Consider the following 17,878-nt stretch of genomic DNA (forward strand, 5'->3'; position numbering starts at 1 on the left):
CAGGCCTCCCAGGACGGAGGATTTCGGGCCGTGCACGCCACGGCCTTCGTCGCATCGTCCCGAACCGGGCCCCGCGAAGAACGCGTTCCCCCGAGACTTGACCCGTTCGGGGCGGGAGAAGCGCCCGGATGCTCTCCGAGGGGCCGGAGGAGGCCGCGGAAGGTTCGGAGAGTGTCGGAAGCGTCGTGGACGGGTCCGAGGAGGGTCAGAGGAGAGTCAGCTGGGTCGGTTCCGTGTCCCGGGCCGTCTCCGGCGCGGGCCGCTCGCGTACCGGCGGCCGTCGCAGCCCCTCCGTGCGCCGGGGCCCGATGCCGTACTCCTCGGCCAGTTCGTGGACCTGACGGGTGATCTGCCGCTGATACCACTTCGGGGCGTAGGCGCCCTCCGCGTAGAGCAGCTCGTAACGCCGTACGAGACGGGGGTGGTGGCGTTCCAGCCAGGCCATGTACCACTCGCGCGCGCCGGGCCGCAGATGCAGCACCAGCGGGGTCACGGAGGTGGCGCCGGAGGCCGCGACGGCCCGCACGGTCTCGCGCAGCCGGTCGGGGTGGTCGCTGAGGAAGGGCAGCACGGGGGCCATCAGCACCCCGCAGCCGATCCCCTGCCCGGTGAAGGCCCGTACGACGTCCAGCCGGCGCTCCGGCGCGGGCGTGCCGGGCTCGACCGTGCGCCACAGCTCGGGGTCGGTGAAGCCGACGGAGACCGACAGGCCGACCTCGGTGACCTCCGCCGCCTGCCGGATCAGCTCCAGGTCGCGCAGGATCAGCGTGCCCTTGGTCAGGATGGAGAAGGGGTTCGCGTGGTCGCGCAGGGCCGCGATGATGCCCGGCATCAGGCGGTAGCGGCCTTCCGCGCGCTGGTAGCAGTCGACGTTGGTGCCCATCGCGATGTGCTCGCCCCGCCAGCGCGGCGAGGCCAGCTGCCGGCGCAGCAGGTCGGGCGCGTTGATCTTCACGACGATCTGCGAGTCGAAGTCGAGGCCCGTGTCGAGGTCCAGGTAGCTGTGGGTGCTGCGGGCGAAGCAGTAGACGCATCACTACTTCAACGCATAACCCCATTGAAGTAGGCAGCCCCCGGCGGTGTTGGAAGCACCGACCGAGGGCCTGACGGATCAACCTGACTTCACCAGGAGCCCGCTGTGCTGAACCTTCTCATGTCCCCCCGTGCCGTCCGCAACATCCGTGGCCTGCTCGGTACCGTCTCGGCCGCCGTCCGCTCCGTCGTCGCCCCCGCGACGCTCGTCGAGCAGACCGCCACCGAGACGCCCGTCGTCGAGGCCCCGGACCCGGCCGGCCTGTACGAGGCCGACGAGCTTCCCGCCACCGAGACCATCGAGTCCGCCGCCCGCGAGTACGACCGCGCCGCCGACCAGGCCCGCCGCGCCGACAGGGCGAAGCGCGCCAGCAAGAAGATCCTCGACCGGCTCCCGGCCGGCGTGTACGGGATGTACCGCGTGTTCCGTACCCCGTCCTCGCGGCAGACCCCGGACCTCGCCGAGATCACTCGCATCTTCAAGGCCAACAACCTCGGCCCCGTTCCCATGAAGGCCTGCGCCCCGTCGCTGAAGGTCGAGCTGGTCGAGGTCGCCCCGGCCTCCGTCGAGGTTCTGGCTGGGGTGGCTGTCTGATGGAGAAGACCACCACGCCGGGCGCCCTGCCCCCGGCCACCGACCTCGCCTCCGCCATCCGCGTCGGGCAGAAGATGCTCGCCCTCTACGGCGACTCCAGCGGCTTCGACGTGTTCGCGTTCGCCCAGGCCCACGGCGGCCTCGCCGAAGCCCTGCGGATTCTGTTGCGCGCCCTCGACGTCGAGCCGGACCCGAAGCCGATCCCGCCGGCCGTCGCCGACCTGCACCGCCTCTGCCGCGACGACTACACCAGCAACGCCGACCGCCGCGCCCAGCACCACCGGGACGACGCCCACCTGATCGAGGACGCCACCGAAGCCGTAGCCGCGACGATGGTGTTGACGGTCCGCTGCCCGGCCGCCCACGGCGACGACCCCACCCCGTGCGACGGCCCGCCGGTCGTGACCGTCCTCGACGCCCAGAACGCGGGCGCCGACGGGTGCGCACACCACGGCGCCCGGCTCCTCGCCTCCCTCGACGGCGGACGCGTCTACGCCCTCCCCGACGCCCCGGCCGGTACCGCGATCCGCGTCTTCAAGGCCGCCCAGGACATCCGCCCGTTCCCGTGGATCGACGGCCCGCGTACGCGGCCGTCGCAGCTGTCCCGCGCCGAGACCCGCGGCAGGGGTGAGGGCCAGTGAGCACACCCCGCACGATCACCCTGCCCACCGCCGACTACGGGCCGGTCACCCTCGCCTGCCCGGCATGGTGTGACGGTCACGCCGACCACGACCCCCAGGCCGAGCGCGCCGACATCCTGCACTGCGGCCCGGACGCCGTTCTCGCCTTCCACGGCGCCGAACTGTTCACCGCGTGCCTCGTCCAGTCCCCCTACTCGACGTCCACCAACCCCGAGCTGGGCAGCAGGACGCCCGGGGTGTCGGTGTTCCCGCCCGGCCGGACCCTCACCCCCGTCAGCCTGTACAGCCTCGCCGCCGCCCTCGACGGATACGCGGACCAGCTGCGCGGCCTCGCCGACCAGCTCGCCGCGATCCTCGCCGGGGGTGCCCGGTGATCTCCCTGACCGACACCGAGCGTGCCGCGCTGTCGAAGAAGGTCGCCGACGCCAACAAGCGCTCCGAGAGCAGGCCCCGCTGATGGCCGGCCGCTCCCGTATCGCCCGCCCGACCGAGGTGGCCGCCATTCGCGCGGCCGCCCGGTCGGCCCGGCGCCTGCCCCCTGTCCCGAGCCTCATGGCTGCGCTGCTCGTCGCGAACGAGCGCCGTGACCGTGAAGGCGTCCAGCTTGCCGCGCACCTCGTCGTGCGCGCCGCCGCCCCGGAGGTGGGCGAAGCATGAACCGTCTGAAGAAGGCTGGCACGTGGGCTCTCCCCGTCCTGCTGACCGTCATCGCCGTCGTGTGGGCCGTCGTCGCCATCGGCGGCATCCTCACCGCCACCGCGCACCCCGTCCTCGCGTACGGCACCGCCGTCCTCTACGACGCCGTATGGCTGTACGCCCTCGCGCAGGAGACCGCGCACCGCCGGCAGGGAACCAGCGCCCGACTCCCGAAGGTGATCGGCTGGCTGTTCCTGCCGCTGACCGTCGCCGTCCTCGCCGTCCACGGTGTCCTCGCCGCCGACCTGCTGGCCGCGGTCGTGGGCGCCCTGGTCCCGGTCCTCGCGAAGATGACCCTGATCATGGCGATCGACCGGGATGCGACCCGGATCACCGCCCGCGCTCAGGCCGCGATCGACCGGACCCGCGCCACCACCCGCGACAAGATCGCCGTCTCGCGTGCGATCGCACGGGCGCGCACCGACGAGACGAAGGCCGCCGCCGACATCGTCAAGCAGTCCCGGAAGGCGGAAGCGGAAGCCACCACTACCGTTCACCAGGCGTTGGAAGCACACGCCGAGATCATCGACCAGCACCCCGTGCCGGACTGGCACACCAGCCTGCCCGCCCTCGTCTCCGACCACGAGCTTGACGCCCTCCTCGCCGGGGGTGTGCCGGACGACGAAACCGCAGGCGGCACGGGGGGTTTCGCCCTCACCGAGACCCCCGTGACGGTCACACCGTGCCAATCCGGCACGCCCTCCCTGGAAGGCGCGCAGAACGCGAACCTGCGGGCGGTCGCCATGCTCGCCGCGGAGATGTACGCCACCACCCCACCGCCCTCGAAGCGGAAGTTCCGGGAGGCGATGCGGGAGGCGATGAAGGCCCGCGGCCTGACCGGCGGATGGGACGTGGTCGACGCCCTGTACGACCGCGAGAAGGCTCTCGCCGAGGGAGGTGAGCGCTCATGAGCGACGCCCTCGACAAGGCCGAGCACGCGGTCCGCGCCGCCGAGACGGACACGGCCGCCGTACAGCTGGCCATGGCCGCGATGGAGTTGGCGAAGCTCGCCACCCAGCAGCAGGCACAGGCGCCGGCGCAGCAGTGCCAGCACGACCACGGCAAGGCCCGCCGCAGCACCGGGGAGTGGGTGGGCATCGCGTGCGCGGTGTGCGTCGGCTCCATCGGCGTGGCGTTCGCCTCCCTCGCGCTGGCCATCCTCGGCGGCGTCGCCGCGATCGTCGTCCTCGTCCTGCGGGACATGTGGCGCGACACCCAGAAGGGCCGCCGCTGACGGTCCCTCCGTCCTCCGCCAGTTGTGGCTCTCCTGACCACAACTGCGGGGGTGCGGTGGGGCCGGACCAGCCGAGCCCGCAACCCGAGAGGACCCCGGCATGGGCATCTTCAGTCGCAAGCCGCACGTCAACTCCAACGGCATGACCGACGCCGAACTGCACGCGTCACTCCGCGGCGACCTGGAACGGCGCGAGCGCCAAGCCGAAGCCGACGCCCACATCGCCCGGCAGCAGGCCGCCAAGTGGGACCGCATCGTCCGCAACATGACCAGCCGCGGCGAAGACCACGAAGGCCGCGACTACGCCATCCGTAACCGCACCCGCGCCCAAGGCGACCTCGCCGCAGCCGAAACCGAGCAGCTCACCGCCAAGGCAGAACGCTCCAACTACCGCCGCTGACCAGCCGCAACCCACGGAGGATCCCGTGACGACCCGCCAGGAACAGATCACCCTCGCCGCCGAGGCCGCCACCCGCGCGGACTACCTCGCCAAGGAGACCGAGAGGGCCGCCAACCACCCCGACAAGCGCAGCCTCGTGCAGAACCTCTCCGCCGCCAGCACCGCATGGTCGGACGCCGCCCAGGCCCACGCCGCGATCGCCGCGCTCCTGCCCGAGACGGAGGCCTGACATGGCCGACAACCCCGACATCCGCTTCGGCGACTTCACCACCGGCGAGAAGCTCCGCGTCATCGGCCTGACCGCCCGCATGGCCAAGCGCGGAGCAGGCGGTGACGGCGTCGACATCTCCGACCTGAAGGCCCGCGTCGAGCGGATCGAGCGCCAGGCGCTCAAGCGCAAGAAGAAGTAGCCACGCCCCGGGGGCGGTCCATCCCGCCAGGTCAGCGACCACCCCCGGGCCCCGGACCGCCATACAGAACGACCGGAGAGACCAGCATGACGGACACCGTCGTACCCGCCAGCACCGACGCACCCGAGGCGCCCACCGCCCCGGTGCCCGTCGACAACCCCAAGCTCCCGGCGCCCGGCGTCACCGAGGAGAAGCGCCGGCCGATCCTCCCCGCCTGGCTGAAGGACCGCACCGAGTTCGCCACGGCCACCCGCCACACCAGTGGCCGCCTCGGGTACGCCAGCCTCTACCACGGGCTCCGGCTGCCCTGGTACGGCGTCCAGTTGACCGCCATGGCCCCGCGCGGCGCCTGCCGCTTCATCGCCGAGACGAACCGGTGGCTGTGGGACCGCGAGGCCGCCCCCCTACGCGGGCACGCCGTCCGCACCGAGGACGTCGACGAATACCTGCACCTCGCCCGGCTGCGCGGCAACCGCGTCCGGCTCCGCGGCCTGGTCACCGTCGTCGCCACCGTGTTCGGACTCGGCTTCGCGATCTGGCTGTACGTCATGGCCCCCGCGTACCTGTGGGCGTTCGCCGCCGGCGGCGTCCTCACCCTTGGCTACTTCGGGCAGCAGCCCGACGCCCCCGTCATCGGCCCCGCCGTCATGCGCACCGAGCTGCAGAAGCTCACCGGCACGATCGTGCTGCGCGCCCTGGACTCCATCGGGAACTCGAAGATCTCCGCCGCCGTGAAGAAGGGCGGCGACATGAACGGCATGCGCTTCACCAGCGAGATCACCCGCGACGGGCCCGGCTACCGCGCCGACCTCGACCTGCCGTACGGCGTCATCCCCGAGGACGTCATGGAGGAGCGGCAGGCCCTCGCCTCCGGCCTGCGCCGCAAGCTCGGCTGCGTATGGCCGTCCGGCGACCCCACCGAGCACGAGGGCCGGCTGATCCTGTGGGTCGGCGACAAGCCCATGAACGAGACCACGAAGCCCCCGTGGCCACTGCTCCGCGAGGGCGAGGTCGACCTGTTCAAGCCGGTCGTGTTCGGCAACGACCAGCGGATGCGGGCCATCGTCGTCACCCTCATGTTCGCGTCGGTCGTGATCGGCTCCATCCCCAGGATGGGGAAAACCTTCCTGCTCCGCCTGCTGCTGCTCGTCGCCGCCCTCGACCCGCGCGCCGCCCTGTACGCGTTCGACTTCAAGGGCACCGGCGACCTCGGCCCGCTGGAGCCCGTCTGCCACCGCTACCGCTCCGGCGAGGACGACGACGACCTGCTGTACGTCCTGCACGCGATGCGGGAGCTGAAGGAGGAACTGCGGCGCCGCGCCAAGGTGATCCGCAACCTGCCCAAGTCCCGCTGCCCGGAGTCGAAGGTCACCCCGGCTCTGGCCAGCGACAAGAGCCTCGGCCTGCACCCGATCGTCGTCGGCTTCGACGAGTGCCAAGTCCCGTTCGAGCACGAGAAGTACGGCGCAGAGCTGGAGTCCATCTGCACGGACGTCGCCAAGCGCGGCCCTGCCCTCGGCATCGTCGGCATGTTCGCCACCCAGCGGCCCGACGCGAAGTCCCTGCCGCCCGGCATCTCGGCGAACGCCGTGCTCCGCTTCTGCCTGAAGGTCATGGGGCACACCGCCAACGACATGGTCTTGGGCACCGGCGCCTACAAGGCCGGCATCCGCGCCACCATGTTCACCCGCTCCGACCGCGGCATCTGCTGGATGTCCGGCGAGGGCGACGACCCGCTGATCGTGGCCTCGGCCTTCGTGGACGGCCCTGGCGCCGAGGGAGTGGTAGCCCGCGCCCGCCAGCTGCGCGAGGACTACGGCAACATCACCGGCCACGCCCTCGGCGAAGGCCCGGCCGCCACCGTCGGCATGGACATCCTCGGCGACGTCCTGAAGGTCATGGCCACGACGGAGAAGGCCGTGTGGTGCGAGCGCCTGGCCGCCCGCCTGGCCGAGCTGCGGCCGGACGTCTACGGCGAGTGGAAGGGCGAGAACGTCACCGCCGCGCTCAAGCCCTGGAGCATCCGCACCGGGCAGGTGTGGGGGCAGACCGACGAGGGCGAGGGCAAGAACCGGCGCGGTATCGAGCGGGCCGACGTGGTCGCCGCGATCGCCCGTCGGGAGGCCGACAGGCTCGCCGCCTGACCCCCGAAACGGCCACTAGACCTAGCACCCTGCCCCGCTAGGTCTAGCAGGCCCGCTAGCACCGAATACGGCCCCTGAGCAGGCACCTAGCGTCTAGCAGGGGCGCCGCTGAACCCCCGGGAAACGCCCGGAATCGAGGAGGAGAGACCTCATGCTGATCGCTATGGCCGCGGCCGTCCTGTGGCTCGGCGGGTACGCCGTGCTGTGCGCCGTCCGGCCGTTCGCCCCGTGCCGCAGGTGCGACGGGCTGGGCGAGATCGAACGGTTCGGGAAGACGAAGATGTGCCCGCGCTGCCTCGGCAAGAAGCTCCGGCTCCGCGTCGGCCGCCGCGCCCACAACGCCTGGCGACGCACCCACCAGGCCGGCGCCCGCTGAGTACGACAACGGCCCCCGCCTCAGTCGAGGACGGGGGCCTTTGCCATGCCCGAGCGCGGAGACGCGTACGCGCCCGGATAGGGCCCGGTCCGGCCGTCAGGAGCGGCGGGGCGGGGGGTTGCCCGGGTGACAGCTGCACCCGCAGCGCAGGACCTCGACGGGCGCCTCCCACACGGGCGCCCCCGCCCGCCGTACGACACCCGGGCCGGGACAGTACCGGTGCGCCCCGAGCCCGCATTCCGGGGTCTTCGCGTCCAGCGTCACGGCTGGTCTGCCAGCGGGGCGAGGCCATGCTTCAAGCGGCAGCCCCGGCAGGCGAACAGGCGCCCGGCTTCACCGGTCTGTACGAGCCGCGCGGTGTCGGACAGGCCGTTGTGCCAGGAGCAGTAGGCGATCGTGCGAGGTTCCTCGGCCTGGTTCACGCCGCGCCCTCGCGGTGCCTCGGGTGGCGGCGCATCTCCACCTCGAACATCGTGGCGCGACGGACGTCACCGTCCTGCTCCGCCTCGGCACGCTGCTTGTCGAGGGCCTGGCACACCCCGCAGCCGGGCGCCGGGCTCGGCGGGCGCGTCGGGTCGGGCAGCGAGATGGGCGGCTCTGACGTGGTCTGACGGCTGGTCATGGTCGGCTCCATGGACAGGCAGTGTGGATACCGTCACATCGTGCCGACCTGGCAAGGCCCCGGCGTTGACCAACTGTCAACACCCAGACCCTTGACCAGCCATGACCAGCGCGCTACACGCCGCACCAGCCCGCGAACTCCAGCAGATCCCCCGACGCCTTCGTACGGGCCCGCAGCAGCGTCGCCACCGTCTCGTGCACCCCCGGGTGATACCGGGTCTGCTGCGGGGCCACCTTCCGCGCCTTCGCCAGCGACACGAACGCGTCCTCGTGCCGCGCGGTCCACGTCTCCGCGCGCGCCCGGTCCACCCAGTAGTGGCCGGCCCTCGCCTCCGGGTAGTCCTCCGGCAGGCGCACCTTCCGCGCCTTCTCCAGTGCGCGAGCGTGCTTGTCCCGGTCGCTGGACGCCGACATGCCGTGAATCACGACGTTGACCGGGCCGAACACGAGCCCGTAGTCACGGGTCTCCCCGGTCTCCTCGGCGATCTCCCCGGCCGCCCCCAACCAGTCGTCCGCGCCAGCCGTGTCCCCCTGCCGGCTGGAGAGGATCGCTCCCTTCAGGTGCAGGGCACCGCGGACTGCCTTCGTGGCCTGCTCCCCGTCGTCGTCGAGATCCTTGAGCGCCTGGCGGACGAGGAGGACCCCGCGGTCGTGGCGGGCGGCGTCCGCCATCAGCTGCGCCCTGTCCCACCGTTCGATGGCCACCTGCCGGGGGTCACCGGACTGCGGGGCCGCGGCAGCCATCCGGGAGAGGGCCAGCCGGGCAAGGTCCAGGAACCCGATCTGACGGCCGACGACGTACACGGTGCGGCATAGCTCCGCCTGGAGCCACGCGGCCCGCTCAAGGGCGCGCCCTGGCCGTTCGGTGAGGACGTGGGCGCCTACCTCGGCGAGCAGCGCGGGGAGTTCGTGGGCGATCTCGATGTACTCGGCGCGGGCGCGCTGCTGCTCCAGCCCGGTCACCACGGCTTGCAGGTCGGCGAGCGTACGGGGCGGCGGGTCGCCGTCCCCGAGGGGGATGTCCCAGTCGTCGAGGGCGACGCTGATCGGCGTTATCAGCCGGTCGAGCTGGTCGGCCTGGAGCTGGTGAATGTAGGGCTGGCCGTGCAGCACGGAGATGCTGACGGACAGGGCGCGGGCGACGGCGGAGACGATGGCGGGGCTGGCCTGGCGCTGGCCGGTGATGATGCGGGAGAGCATCGACGGGGAGACGTTGGCGCGGCGTCCGAGTTCCCTGAGGGAGTAGCCGCGCAGGGCGCTCACTTCCTCGATACGCGCCCCGATTCCGCCGGTGTCTCGGCGAGTTGGGTATGGCATGCTGACACTCCGTTCTGACCTCGACACTCAGAACGTACCCCCGGTCGGCTCCGGGGATATACGGCCTCCGTGAAGCTTCGGCCCACGGAGGCCGTCGCCTTAGTTGCCGCCGGAGATCGCGGACCAGTCGAGGGACTCGGGCCGTGTCTTCTCGACCAGGGCCAGGAACTCGGCGCCCATCCGGCGCGGGAAGCGCGGCTCGGCCCACTGGTGGGAGTCGTCGCACTTCATGAACGACGGCGTCTCGGTGAAGTCGTCCGAGTCGATGATCAGCGTCAGGCCGTCGTCCTGGCCACAGACCGGGCAGGCGATGACCACGCCGCCCTTCGTAAGGACGGGCATCTCCGCCTCGGCGATCTTGTTACGCATCCCGCTCCCCGTGCACGTCCCGCAGCTCGTCGAGGTGGGCCAGAAGGCTCGGGGCGATGTCGAGGGCGTCGGCGAGCAGCAGCGCCCCGAGACGGCGCGGCATCCGTGGCTCCGCCCACGAGTGCCCGCTACCGCAGCTCATGTACGAGGGGGCGTCGGTCTGGTCGTCGAGGTCCATCCCGAGCAGCAGACGATCCACCGCGCCGCACGTCGGGCAGGCAATGAGCCGGCCTGCCTCGTCGACGGCTCGGCCGGGTATCGGCCACCGCAGAACCGGCGGTGTACTCACTGGGCGCGCCCCCTGTTCCAGCGGCGGACGGCTTCGTTGATGTCGCCCGCCATGGCGTCGGCGAACCGCTTGCGCTCGGCGGCGCTCGGCATGGTCAGGCTGTTCACGGTCATGTTGACGACCACCTCGCCCACGCCCGGTATCCCGCTGTTGCGGACGATGGCCCGGAACGCCGCGTGCTCCTCGGCCGTGAGGACAGCTTCCGGCTTCCCCGTGTTGTTGATGGCCATCGTCGCGCCCGGCTGGAGCAGGCCACCCGAGTCGAACTTCGCGGCCGGCGCGAACCCCCAGCGGCTGGTGAACATCGAGTCCCTGTAGGAGCGGGCGCGCTTCCCGATGACTACGCCATCGCCGCCCCTCGACTCGACGTTGACGCCTGCGATCGTGCCCGCGGTGTGGCCGACGCCGCTGTTCGTGATGCCGATCATGTACGGGGAGTTCAGGTTCCGGACCCAGCCGGCGGGCCCGTTGTTCCCGACGAAGCTGCCGGTGGCCCACCGGCGGTGCGGGCGTTCCCCGCGGATGACGGACTCGATCGCGGAGGTCAGGCCGGAGCAGTCCCACGAGGGGTTGCCGTTGCCGCCCCACTGGTACTTCTTGCCGTGCTGCGTTTTCGCCCACGACAGGGCCTTCTGCACTGCCGGGCCGCCGACGGCCTTCTTGTCCTCCCTGCCGAACCAGCCCATCATCCCGTCGACCGCCTTGTTGGACAGGCCGCGCATCAGGTTTCCGATGCCGGTGTTGGGGATCTTCCCGATGAGCGGGCGCACCAGCGAGGAGAGGGCCTTCTTCGCGGCGTCCTTGAGGCCGCCGACGACGAGGTCTTTCGCCCAGGAGGTGACGTCGCCGACGACGTTGCTGATGCCGCCGGTGACGTTGCCGACGATGCCGCCCACGTCGAAGTGCTGCACGGGCTGCTGCTGTCGGCGGCGTTCCTGCTGCCGGGTGGGGTTCCCGCCGGTCTTCGTCGGGCGGTCCTGGCCGAGCATGGCGTCGATGCCGCGGTGGCCACCGAGGGCGGTGACTTGGCTGGTGGAGAGGACCCGTTCGCCGGGGGTGAGCATGGCGGGGACGGTGTCGCGGTTGCCCTGGCCGGGGACGACGCCGCCCTTGTTGAAGCCGAGCTTGATCGCGGGGAGGGTGATCCCGGAGTTGATCTTTCCGGCGATGGCGTTCCACATGCGGCGGATGCCGTTGTTGTAGACGGTGCCAACGACGTACCGCACCGGCGAGGCGAACTTGCTCTTGATGCCGTCCCAGATCCGGCCCAAGCTGTCCCGGAGATTGGTGAACGCGTCCTTCATGGACGTCTTGAAGCTGCCGACCCGGTCCTTGATCGTGGAGAAGATGCCGGTGACCTTGTCCCGGGCGCCGTTCCACAGGTTCGTCCAGGTGTTGGAGACCGATGTCTTCAACCCCGTCACGCTGTCCCGGAGCGACTTCCACGCCCCGGAGATCGCACCCCGCAGGCCGGACCAGAACGAGTCCCAGCGCTGACGCACGGCCGACCACAAGTCCCGCCAGGTCTTGACCAGCCAGTCCTTCAGGCCCGTAAAGATCTTCTTGGTGGAGGTCCACAGCGACGTGAACCAGGCCACGATCTCGCGGACCATGTCGGGGATGATCGAGTTGCCGACGAGCTTGTTGTAGAGCATCTGGAACTTCTCGACGATCCAGCCGACGACCTCCGTCACCTTGTTCGTGAACGTGGTCAGTGCGCCGACGATGGTCGTGATGACGGGAATGAGGATGTTGAACGCCCCCGCCAGAACGCCAGACATGAAGCCGGCGAGACGGACGATCAGCGGCAGCATCGGCTCGATGACGCCCATGGCGAGGTTGATGAGCGCCGACGCCATCTGACCGAGGACCGGAATCAGCGGGGTGACGGCCGCGTACACCGGCTTCAGCAGCGGAGCTATCTGCCCGATCGCACCACCCAACGTCTTCACCGCGGGGATGAGCGCGGCGATCACCGGACGCAGACCGGTGACGAGCGACTGGACGAGCATCGTGACGATGTCGCCGACGACGGGCAGCACCGGGGCGATTGCACTGATGACGACGCCGAGGAGGTCACCGATGGGCTTGAGGAGCGGCATCACCGCCTCGACGAGGTTGACGATGATGTCGCCCAAGTCCCCGACTACGGGCAGCAGGGCGTCCATGATCGGCATGAGGGCTTTGCCGAGGGTGTCGGCGAGCGTCAAGAGGATCGGCGCGAACTTCCGGGCCAGCTCAGATACGACCGGGGCAAGGGCGGCGAGCAGCGGGAGTGCGGCCTGGAGGACGGCGCCGAAGGTGACGGCGAGCAGCTTCCCGACGTCGTTGAGCGCCTTGAAGATCGCGGTCAGCGATTCCTGTACCTCGGGCATCGCCGTGATGCGCCGCAGCTCTTTGAAGACACTGCCGAGCCCGCCGAGGACGTCGCCGGCGCCCGTGCTCGCGGCCGACATGATGTTGCCGACGGTCCCGAACACGTCCCCGAGGACCCGGCCGAACGCGACCGCCAGGTCGAGGGCCTTCTCAATCGCCTTCTCAAGCCGCCCGGACTTGAAGGCCTCGTCGAGTTTCCCGCCGACCCTGGTGAACGCACTGCCGAGCGCTGTCGTGATCCGCTTCATGGCGGGCGCGGCGGCGATGGACAGCTTCACGAACATCTCGCCGAACTGGCCGGGCACCTTCTCCAAGGGCCGCATGCCCTCGGTGAACCCGTCGAACATGCGCTTGAGTAGGCCCTGGTCGGCGAGGCGGGTGAAGGTGTCCATGAGCCCGCGGCCCATACGGTTGAGGACGTCGGCCATGCCGCCGAGCCCCGACCGCAGTGCGGGCAGTGACGCCGTCGCCATCCGGGTGAAGGACTCCCCGAGCCCGGCGAACAGTCGGTCCTGGACTTCGAGGCGCAGGGCCGAGAATGCCGGGCCCATGCTGCGGACCGCGTTGACGAAGTTCCGGGCGTTGGGCGACAGCTTCGCCATCGCCTCGTTCAGCTTGTTCGCCGTCGTAGCGCCCTGCTCCTGCGCCGCGGTCACCGCCCGCTGCGCGTCCGCGAGGGCTTCCTGCGCGCCACGGACCTGCCGGGCAGCAGCGAGCTGGGCGTCCGCCACACCCTTCTGCGCGTCGGCGAGACGGTCTTGGGCGTCGCGTACGGCTTCGGCGCCGTCCTTGGCGACCTGCGCCGCCTCACCCTGTGCGTCACGGACGTCGCGGGTGCGGTCGCCGACGTTGCGCTGCGAGTCCGCGACACGGTCCTGCGCGTCCCGCACCGTGTCGGAGCCCTCGACGCCGGCTCGGTTCGCTTCCGAGGTTTCCTCGCGGAGGCGTTCCGTCTCCGTCTGCTGGTCCTTCAGGCGTTGGACAGCGCGGTCGTAGTCGAGCTGGGCCTGCTCCAGTTCCTCGGCGGTCGCCTTGGCGCCCTTGGCCTTGACCGCCGCCAACTCCTCCTCGGCGTCCTGGAGGTCGAGAACGGCTTGCCGCTCGTCGAGCTGCGCGCCCGCCATGCGGCTGTTGAGGTCTTCGAGCTGGTCGGCGGCGTCCTTGCGGGCTTCGTTGAGGTCTTCCTGCGCCTGCTTCGCATCGTTGACGGCGTCAGTGAGGTCCCGCTCGGCATCGGCCACCCGCCGCAGCGCGGCCTTGCGGTCGGCGGCAGCCCGGACCTCGGCGTCGCGTACGTCCTCAGCCGCGTCCTTCACCTGCTGCTGCGCGTCGGCGATCTGCCGGGCGGCATCCGTCTCGGCTTCCTTCAACGCCCTCGCGGCGCGCGACACGTTGAGGTGCGCGGACTCCATGGCGCGGGCTGCTGCGGCGACCGAGGCGCCGGTCTGGCTGCTGGCGTCCGATGCGGCCCTGAAGGCGCCGCCCACGCCGCGAAGGCCGACGGCGAGCGTTGCACCCATCGTGATCAGCGAGCCGAGCGCAGGCACCGCGACGGCGGCGGCCGGCCCCATCTGCACGATGGCCTGACCGAGGGAGGCGACGGCAGGGAGTGCGACGAGTGCGGCAGCCGCGAGGGCGGCGAACCGGGATCCGAGCATGCCGGCGCTTCCGGCAGCGCCGCCGAGGCTGCCGAGCATGCTGATCGCGGACCGGTCGACGTTCATCCGTACGTCGATCCGCCGGTCGCGGGTGAGCGTGGCGATTCGTGCGGAGGCGGCGGCGGTGTCGGCGTCTGCGGTGACGCGGACGGTGCGACGGCGGGTCAGGTTGGCGATGTCGTCCGCTGCGACGCGGGTGTCGACGTCGACGCCGATACGGACCCGGCGGCGTTGGGTGAGGTTGCGGAGTTCCTCGGCTGCGACGCGAGTGTCGACGGTCGCGCGGATGTTCACGACGCGGTCTGCGGTGAGCTTGTCGAGCTGTCGCTGAACGATCCGGAGGGCGGCGTTCTGGAGCTTGGGGACAAGCTTGACCGTCAGGTCCTGCATCCGCAGTCGGGACAGGGCGGTCTGGTCGAGGTCGACCTTGACCTTCAGGTCGCGTTCGCGGAGGAACCTGTCGAGTGCAGTGCGGGCGGTCTTGTCGTCGAGGTCGACCTGGACGCCGACCTTGTGCTTCTTCGCCCTCAGCCGGTCCATCGCGCGGTCATAACCGGACTCGTCGGCTGTGACCTCGACAAAACCCTCCGCGATCCTAAAGCTGCCGGCCATCAGGCGACCGCCTTCTCGGCGGTGCGCAGCAGCTGTTCGAGGCGGAGGTCGAGGGCGTCGGCCAGGTCCGCGGCGACATCGACGGACGGCCGGATACGGCCCGTCTCGTAGCTCCACACCGTCCACTCGGTGCGGCCTATGGCGGCGGCGAGTTGAGCGGCTGGGATTCCGGCAAGCCGGCGCGCATCGCGCAGCGCGGCACCGTCGAAGGCGCGGGCCATGGGTGCTCCAGACGAGAGCGGCAAAAGGGGGAGGTACTGGCCCGACCTGGGCGAACTGTGAGCTACCTGCTCGAACCCTGTGAGCTGCTGCTCGACTGCCCTGGTGCTGCCCATCACGGGCGTCCTACGGCCCCATCACGGGCTCCGCGACCTGACTTGAGTCTAACTCCAGTCGCCTACGATCCGTAAGTCTGGAGTACTAGCCACCTTTGAATCGAAGGTCATTGTCGGCGGCTGGCGCTACGCTGATGTCTGGGCGATCCGCGCGGGTGAGGCGGAAACGCAAGGACCCCCGGCCACCTGCCCGGCCGGGGGTCCTTGTGCGTCTGGGGTCAGAGGCCCGTGCCTGCCACGGGGTTGTCCTCCCACTTGTCGGAGTCTTCGAAGTAGCCGAGGAGGGCCTTGCTGCCGTCGGCCCATCCGCCGTGCCGGCCGATGCGTACGAGGTCGTGCCCGGCCTTCCTGGCGGCTGTCGCGAATCCCCGGCGGAGACTGTGTCCAGTCCACTGGCCTTCAAGGTCGGCCGCCCCGGCGGTCCGCTCGACGACCTGGGCGGCGGCCTGGGCCGTGAGGCGCCCGGCAGGATCGCCGATCGGTACGCCACGGCGGTACATCGGAGGCGCGATACGCCCGTGCCGGTCGATCCGGACGAACAGCGGACCCTCGGTCCGGCCCACTTCCGCCAAGGCTTCCCGCAGGGCACGGACGGCGCGCACCGGGCAGGTGGCCGGGTTGGATCCGTACGGCACGGCGGAGTCCGTGAACGCCTTGATCTTCCGCCGGTAGACGGAGGCCTCGATGCCCCGCTCGGTCTCGGGGGCGTCCGCCAGGTCGAGGGCCGCCAGCTCGGAGACGCGGGCGGCCGTGGCGTAGCCGAGCAGCAGCAGGGCGGCATCGCGCTTGCCGATGAGCGTGTCCCGGTCGAGGGTGGCGAGCATCGCCCGGAGCGCCGAGGGCACGGCCGGCTGCGCCTTGCGGGCTTTGGCGGCCGGGTCCTTGGCGCGGGCGAGGCGGTCGCGGTAGCCGCGCAGCACGATGCGGGCACCCTTGGTCGACGGGGGTACGACGTTCGCCGCGGCGTGTGCGGTGCGGATGGCGGCGACGGCCCGCTCGATGGAACTCGGGGAGTACGGGCGTCCAGTCTTCGGGCGCGGGGTGGTCGTGAGCGCGGTGACGTACTCGACGACCGTCTCGGGTGCCGCGGGAAGCGGCCGGTGTCCGGTCGAAGCGCACCACGCGGTGAACGTCCCCCAGTCCGTGGAGTAGGCGCGGCGGGTTGAGTCGGCGGTGCCGGCGGCGAGCGCGTCACGGGCGGCACCGGACAGCGGCTGACTTTCGTTCAACATGCCTGCGGGAGGTACTTCGTCCCGGACGGCGACCTCGTAACTCTGGCTCATGAGAAGGAACATTATCGTGAGTCAGGAAGTCAAGGGCGGCATTCGTCAGGCTGTAGCCCAGCCGTTACGGCTACGCGTGACAGACGCTCCCTGCCCGAGTAGCGTTACGGCTATGAGTGAGGAACAGTCCCCGGCCGTCTGCCCCATGTGCGATGCCGAGTTCAACGGCGCCGGCTTCCTCGTCGAGGGCGGCCGATCTAAGGGGCGTCGACGGTGGGGCGTACGGGAACTGATCTGTGAGCCCTGCTACCGGCTTGGCTGGCCCACCGTGGACGGCCGGTCCGTCACGGCCGCCGCGACAACCCGCCAGCGCCCCAACTTCGAGTGGCACCGCCTCGTCGGCCGGGGCACCGAGCAGGCACCCGCCCCGTGCGAGGCGTGCGGACGGATGATCGTCCGGGCCAGCGACCCGCTACTGAAGCGGGTGACGTGCTCGCACTCCTGCTCTACGTCCCTCACGCGTACCCGTAACGGGGGTAAGGGGAGCGGGCGACCATGTGAGTCCTGCGGGGAGCCGGTGACGACCGGGCGGGCCGATTCCCGGTACTGCGGCTCAGCCTGTCGACAGAAGGCGTACCGGCAGCGACAGTCTCACGCACAGCCGTAACGCATAAATGCGCCCGGCCGCCGTGGAGGCGACCGGGCGCAAATTCAGCAGGCGATGATTTACGACGCGGTAGGCCAAGGGGTCGTCCGCCGGTACTGCTGCGCCACCCGCTCCGTGTACTGGTGCACCTGCGACGGCGCGGCCGCCTGCCCGACGCTCCTGTGAGCCGCCAGCGTCGCCGCATGCTCAGCCTGCTGCCGCTCACGCTCCCGGCGGGCGTACAACTCGGCCGTCGTCACCGGCACCTCGTCACCCTCCTCCTCGTCGACGAGAACCTCCTCGTCGTACTCCTCATCCTCGTCGACAGGCTCGTCCTCGGCCGCGATGACGCCGCGCGCCCGAAGCTCGCCCAGCCGCGCCTGCTGGCGCAGAGCCTCGTCCGCGCGGTAGCCGGGCAGGATCCGGGCCGCGATCCGCTCGGCGGTCGACTGCCCGCCCCCGGTGCCGGCCTGCTCTGCGGGCCGCCCTTCCGTACTCGCCCGGATCCGTTCGGCGTGCGCGACGGCGGTCGGTGTGGCCGGCGGGCCCATTCGATTCGTCATGTTCTTCTCCTCAGCTTCTTCTCCGGGGTGGGGTACGGACTGGCCCGTACCCCCGTCAGGTCATGCGGCGTCGGGCGGTCCGTCGTCCTCGGGGCTGTGCCCGAGCCGGTCGAGGAGCCGCTGTTCCCACGGCTTCCTCGGCGGTCGTACGGCCGTGTGCGCCTCGCGAACGGTCTCCGGGTCGGGCGTACGGCCCTGGGCCCGGTCGATGACCGCACGCGCCCACGGCGCCCGTACTGGCTCCTCGGCGTTCTCCTCGACGGGCGCGGGCCGGCCCGCCGCGCGGGCCGCCACCCGCTCCGCCCAATCCTGTCCAGCCATGCGGTTACCTCTCTCGCTTC

Annotated in this window: 21 protein-coding genes and 1 pseudogene; 11 read left to right on the plus strand and 11 right to left on the minus strand. The window is 70.9% G+C overall.

All coding sequences use genetic code 11. The annotated features are described in order from the left end of the window. Positions 1-205 precede the first annotated feature (205 nt). Positions 206-1,033 (minus strand): annotated as a pseudogene (locus tag H4687_RS36725) (Rv2578c family radical SAM protein); the annotation flags it as partial. A gap of 105 nt (positions 1,034-1,138) precedes the next feature. Here H4687_RS36725 and H4687_RS36730 point away from each other — a divergent pair. The 11 genes from H4687_RS36730 to H4687_RS36780 all read left to right on the plus strand — a co-directional run bounded on the left by H4687_RS36730 (position 1,139) and on the right by H4687_RS36780 (position 7,528). Beyond that, complete coding sequence (locus H4687_RS36730; protein WP_050399347.1) at positions 1,139-1,627, plus strand: hypothetical protein; 489 nt, start codon at positions 1,139-1,141, stop codon at positions 1,625-1,627. Next, positions 1,627-2,268: a hypothetical protein gene (locus H4687_RS46875; RefSeq protein ID WP_050399348.1), complete on the plus strand. Its 642-nt coding sequence runs from the start codon at positions 1,627-1,629 to the stop codon at positions 2,266-2,268. Before H4687_RS36730 ends, H4687_RS46875 begins: the two co-directional genes overlap by 1 nt. After that, on the plus strand, positions 2,265-2,642 hold the full coding sequence (locus tag H4687_RS36740; RefSeq protein WP_046913352.1) for a DUF6907 domain-containing protein: 378 nt from the start codon (positions 2,265-2,267) through the stop codon (positions 2,640-2,642). The genes H4687_RS46875 and H4687_RS36740 overlap by 4 nt, the downstream gene beginning before the upstream one ends. An 82-nt stretch (positions 2,643-2,724) precedes the next feature. Further along, complete coding sequence (locus H4687_RS36745) at positions 2,725-2,925, plus strand: hypothetical protein (RefSeq protein WP_046913351.1); 201 nt, start codon at positions 2,725-2,727, stop codon at positions 2,923-2,925. Continuing rightward, positions 2,922-3,875 (plus strand): hypothetical protein, encoded by a 954-nt coding sequence (locus tag H4687_RS36750; protein ID WP_046913350.1) that lies wholly within the window; start codon positions 2,922-2,924, stop codon positions 3,873-3,875. The genes H4687_RS36745 and H4687_RS36750 overlap by 4 nt, the downstream gene beginning before the upstream one ends. After that, complete coding sequence (locus H4687_RS36755) at positions 3,872-4,198, plus strand: hypothetical protein (RefSeq protein ID WP_046913349.1); 327 nt, start codon at positions 3,872-3,874, stop codon at positions 4,196-4,198. Before H4687_RS36750 ends, H4687_RS36755 begins: the two co-directional genes overlap by 4 nt. A 100-nt stretch (positions 4,199-4,298) precedes the next feature. Next, entirely contained in the window at positions 4,299-4,598 is a 300-nt protein-coding gene (locus tag H4687_RS36760; protein WP_046913348.1) for a hypothetical protein, read from the plus strand. A gap of 25 nt (positions 4,599-4,623) precedes the next feature. Beyond that, positions 4,624-4,827, plus strand: coding sequence for a hypothetical protein (locus H4687_RS36765; RefSeq protein WP_046913347.1), 204 nt, complete (start codon positions 4,624-4,626; stop codon positions 4,825-4,827). A 1-nt stretch (position 4,828) separates the two neighbouring features. Next, complete coding sequence (locus H4687_RS36770) at positions 4,829-5,008, plus strand: DUF6257 family protein (RefSeq protein ID WP_046913346.1); 180 nt, start codon at positions 4,829-4,831, stop codon at positions 5,006-5,008. Between the two features lie 86 nt (positions 5,009-5,094). Next, entirely contained in the window at positions 5,095-7,152 is a 2,058-nt protein-coding gene (locus H4687_RS36775; protein WP_046913345.1) for a cell division protein FtsK, read from the plus strand. A 151-nt stretch (positions 7,153-7,303) separates the two neighbouring features. After that, complete coding sequence (locus tag H4687_RS36780; RefSeq protein ID WP_046913344.1) at positions 7,304-7,528, plus strand: hypothetical protein; 225 nt, start codon at positions 7,304-7,306, stop codon at positions 7,526-7,528. A 260-nt stretch (positions 7,529-7,788) separates the two neighbouring features. Here H4687_RS36780 and H4687_RS36785 read toward each other — a convergent pair whose 3' ends face one another. The 10 genes from H4687_RS36785 to H4687_RS36830 form a co-directional block, all read right to left on the minus strand. Beyond that, positions 7,789-7,950, minus strand: coding sequence for a hypothetical protein (locus H4687_RS36785; RefSeq protein ID WP_167358661.1), 162 nt, complete (start codon positions 7,948-7,950; stop codon positions 7,789-7,791). Then, positions 7,947-8,150, minus strand: a complete 204-nt coding sequence (locus tag H4687_RS36790) for a hypothetical protein (protein ID WP_046913343.1) — start codon at positions 8,148-8,150, stop codon at positions 7,947-7,949. The genes H4687_RS36785 and H4687_RS36790 overlap by 4 nt, the downstream gene beginning before the upstream one ends. A 113-nt stretch (positions 8,151-8,263) precedes the next feature. Then, complete coding sequence (locus tag H4687_RS36795; protein WP_046913342.1) at positions 8,264-9,466, minus strand: helix-turn-helix domain-containing protein; 1,203 nt, start codon at positions 9,464-9,466, stop codon at positions 8,264-8,266. 99 nt (positions 9,467-9,565) lie between these two features. Beyond that, entirely contained in the window at positions 9,566-9,835 is a 270-nt protein-coding gene (locus tag H4687_RS36800; RefSeq protein WP_046913341.1) for a hypothetical protein, read from the minus strand. Next, positions 9,828-10,034: a hypothetical protein gene (locus tag H4687_RS36805; RefSeq protein WP_046913340.1), complete on the minus strand. Its 207-nt coding sequence runs from the start codon at positions 10,032-10,034 to the stop codon at positions 9,828-9,830. Before H4687_RS36805 ends, H4687_RS36800 begins: the two co-directional genes overlap by 8 nt. Positions 10,035-10,120: 86 nt before the next feature. Continuing rightward, entirely contained in the window at positions 10,121-14,770 is a 4,650-nt protein-coding gene (locus tag H4687_RS36810) for a hypothetical protein (RefSeq protein WP_050399349.1), read from the minus strand. Then, complete coding sequence (locus H4687_RS36815) at positions 14,770-14,991, minus strand: helix-turn-helix domain-containing protein (RefSeq protein WP_046917558.1); 222 nt, start codon at positions 14,989-14,991, stop codon at positions 14,770-14,772. Before H4687_RS36815 ends, H4687_RS36810 begins: the two co-directional genes overlap by 1 nt. A 332-nt stretch (positions 14,992-15,323) precedes the next feature. Then, positions 15,324-16,337 (minus strand): tyrosine-type recombinase/integrase, encoded by a 1,014-nt coding sequence (locus H4687_RS36820; RefSeq protein ID WP_225966938.1) that lies wholly within the window; start codon positions 16,335-16,337, stop codon positions 15,324-15,326. A gap of 717 nt (positions 16,338-17,054) precedes the next feature. Beyond that, entirely contained in the window at positions 17,055-17,537 is a 483-nt protein-coding gene (locus H4687_RS36825) for a hypothetical protein (RefSeq protein WP_159026220.1), read from the minus strand. 60 nt (positions 17,538-17,597) lie between these two features. After that, positions 17,598-17,858 carry a hypothetical protein gene (locus H4687_RS36830; protein ID WP_159026219.1) on the minus strand — a complete coding sequence of 87 codons (261 nt, stop codon included), beginning with the start codon at positions 17,856-17,858 and terminating at the stop codon, positions 17,598-17,600. Between the last annotated feature and the right edge of the window lie 20 nt (positions 17,859-17,878).

It is taken from the genome of Streptomyces stelliscabiei, from assembly GCF_014873495.1.
GTDB classification, from domain to species: Bacteria; Actinomycetota; Actinomycetes; order Streptomycetales; family Streptomycetaceae; genus Streptomyces; species Streptomyces bottropensis.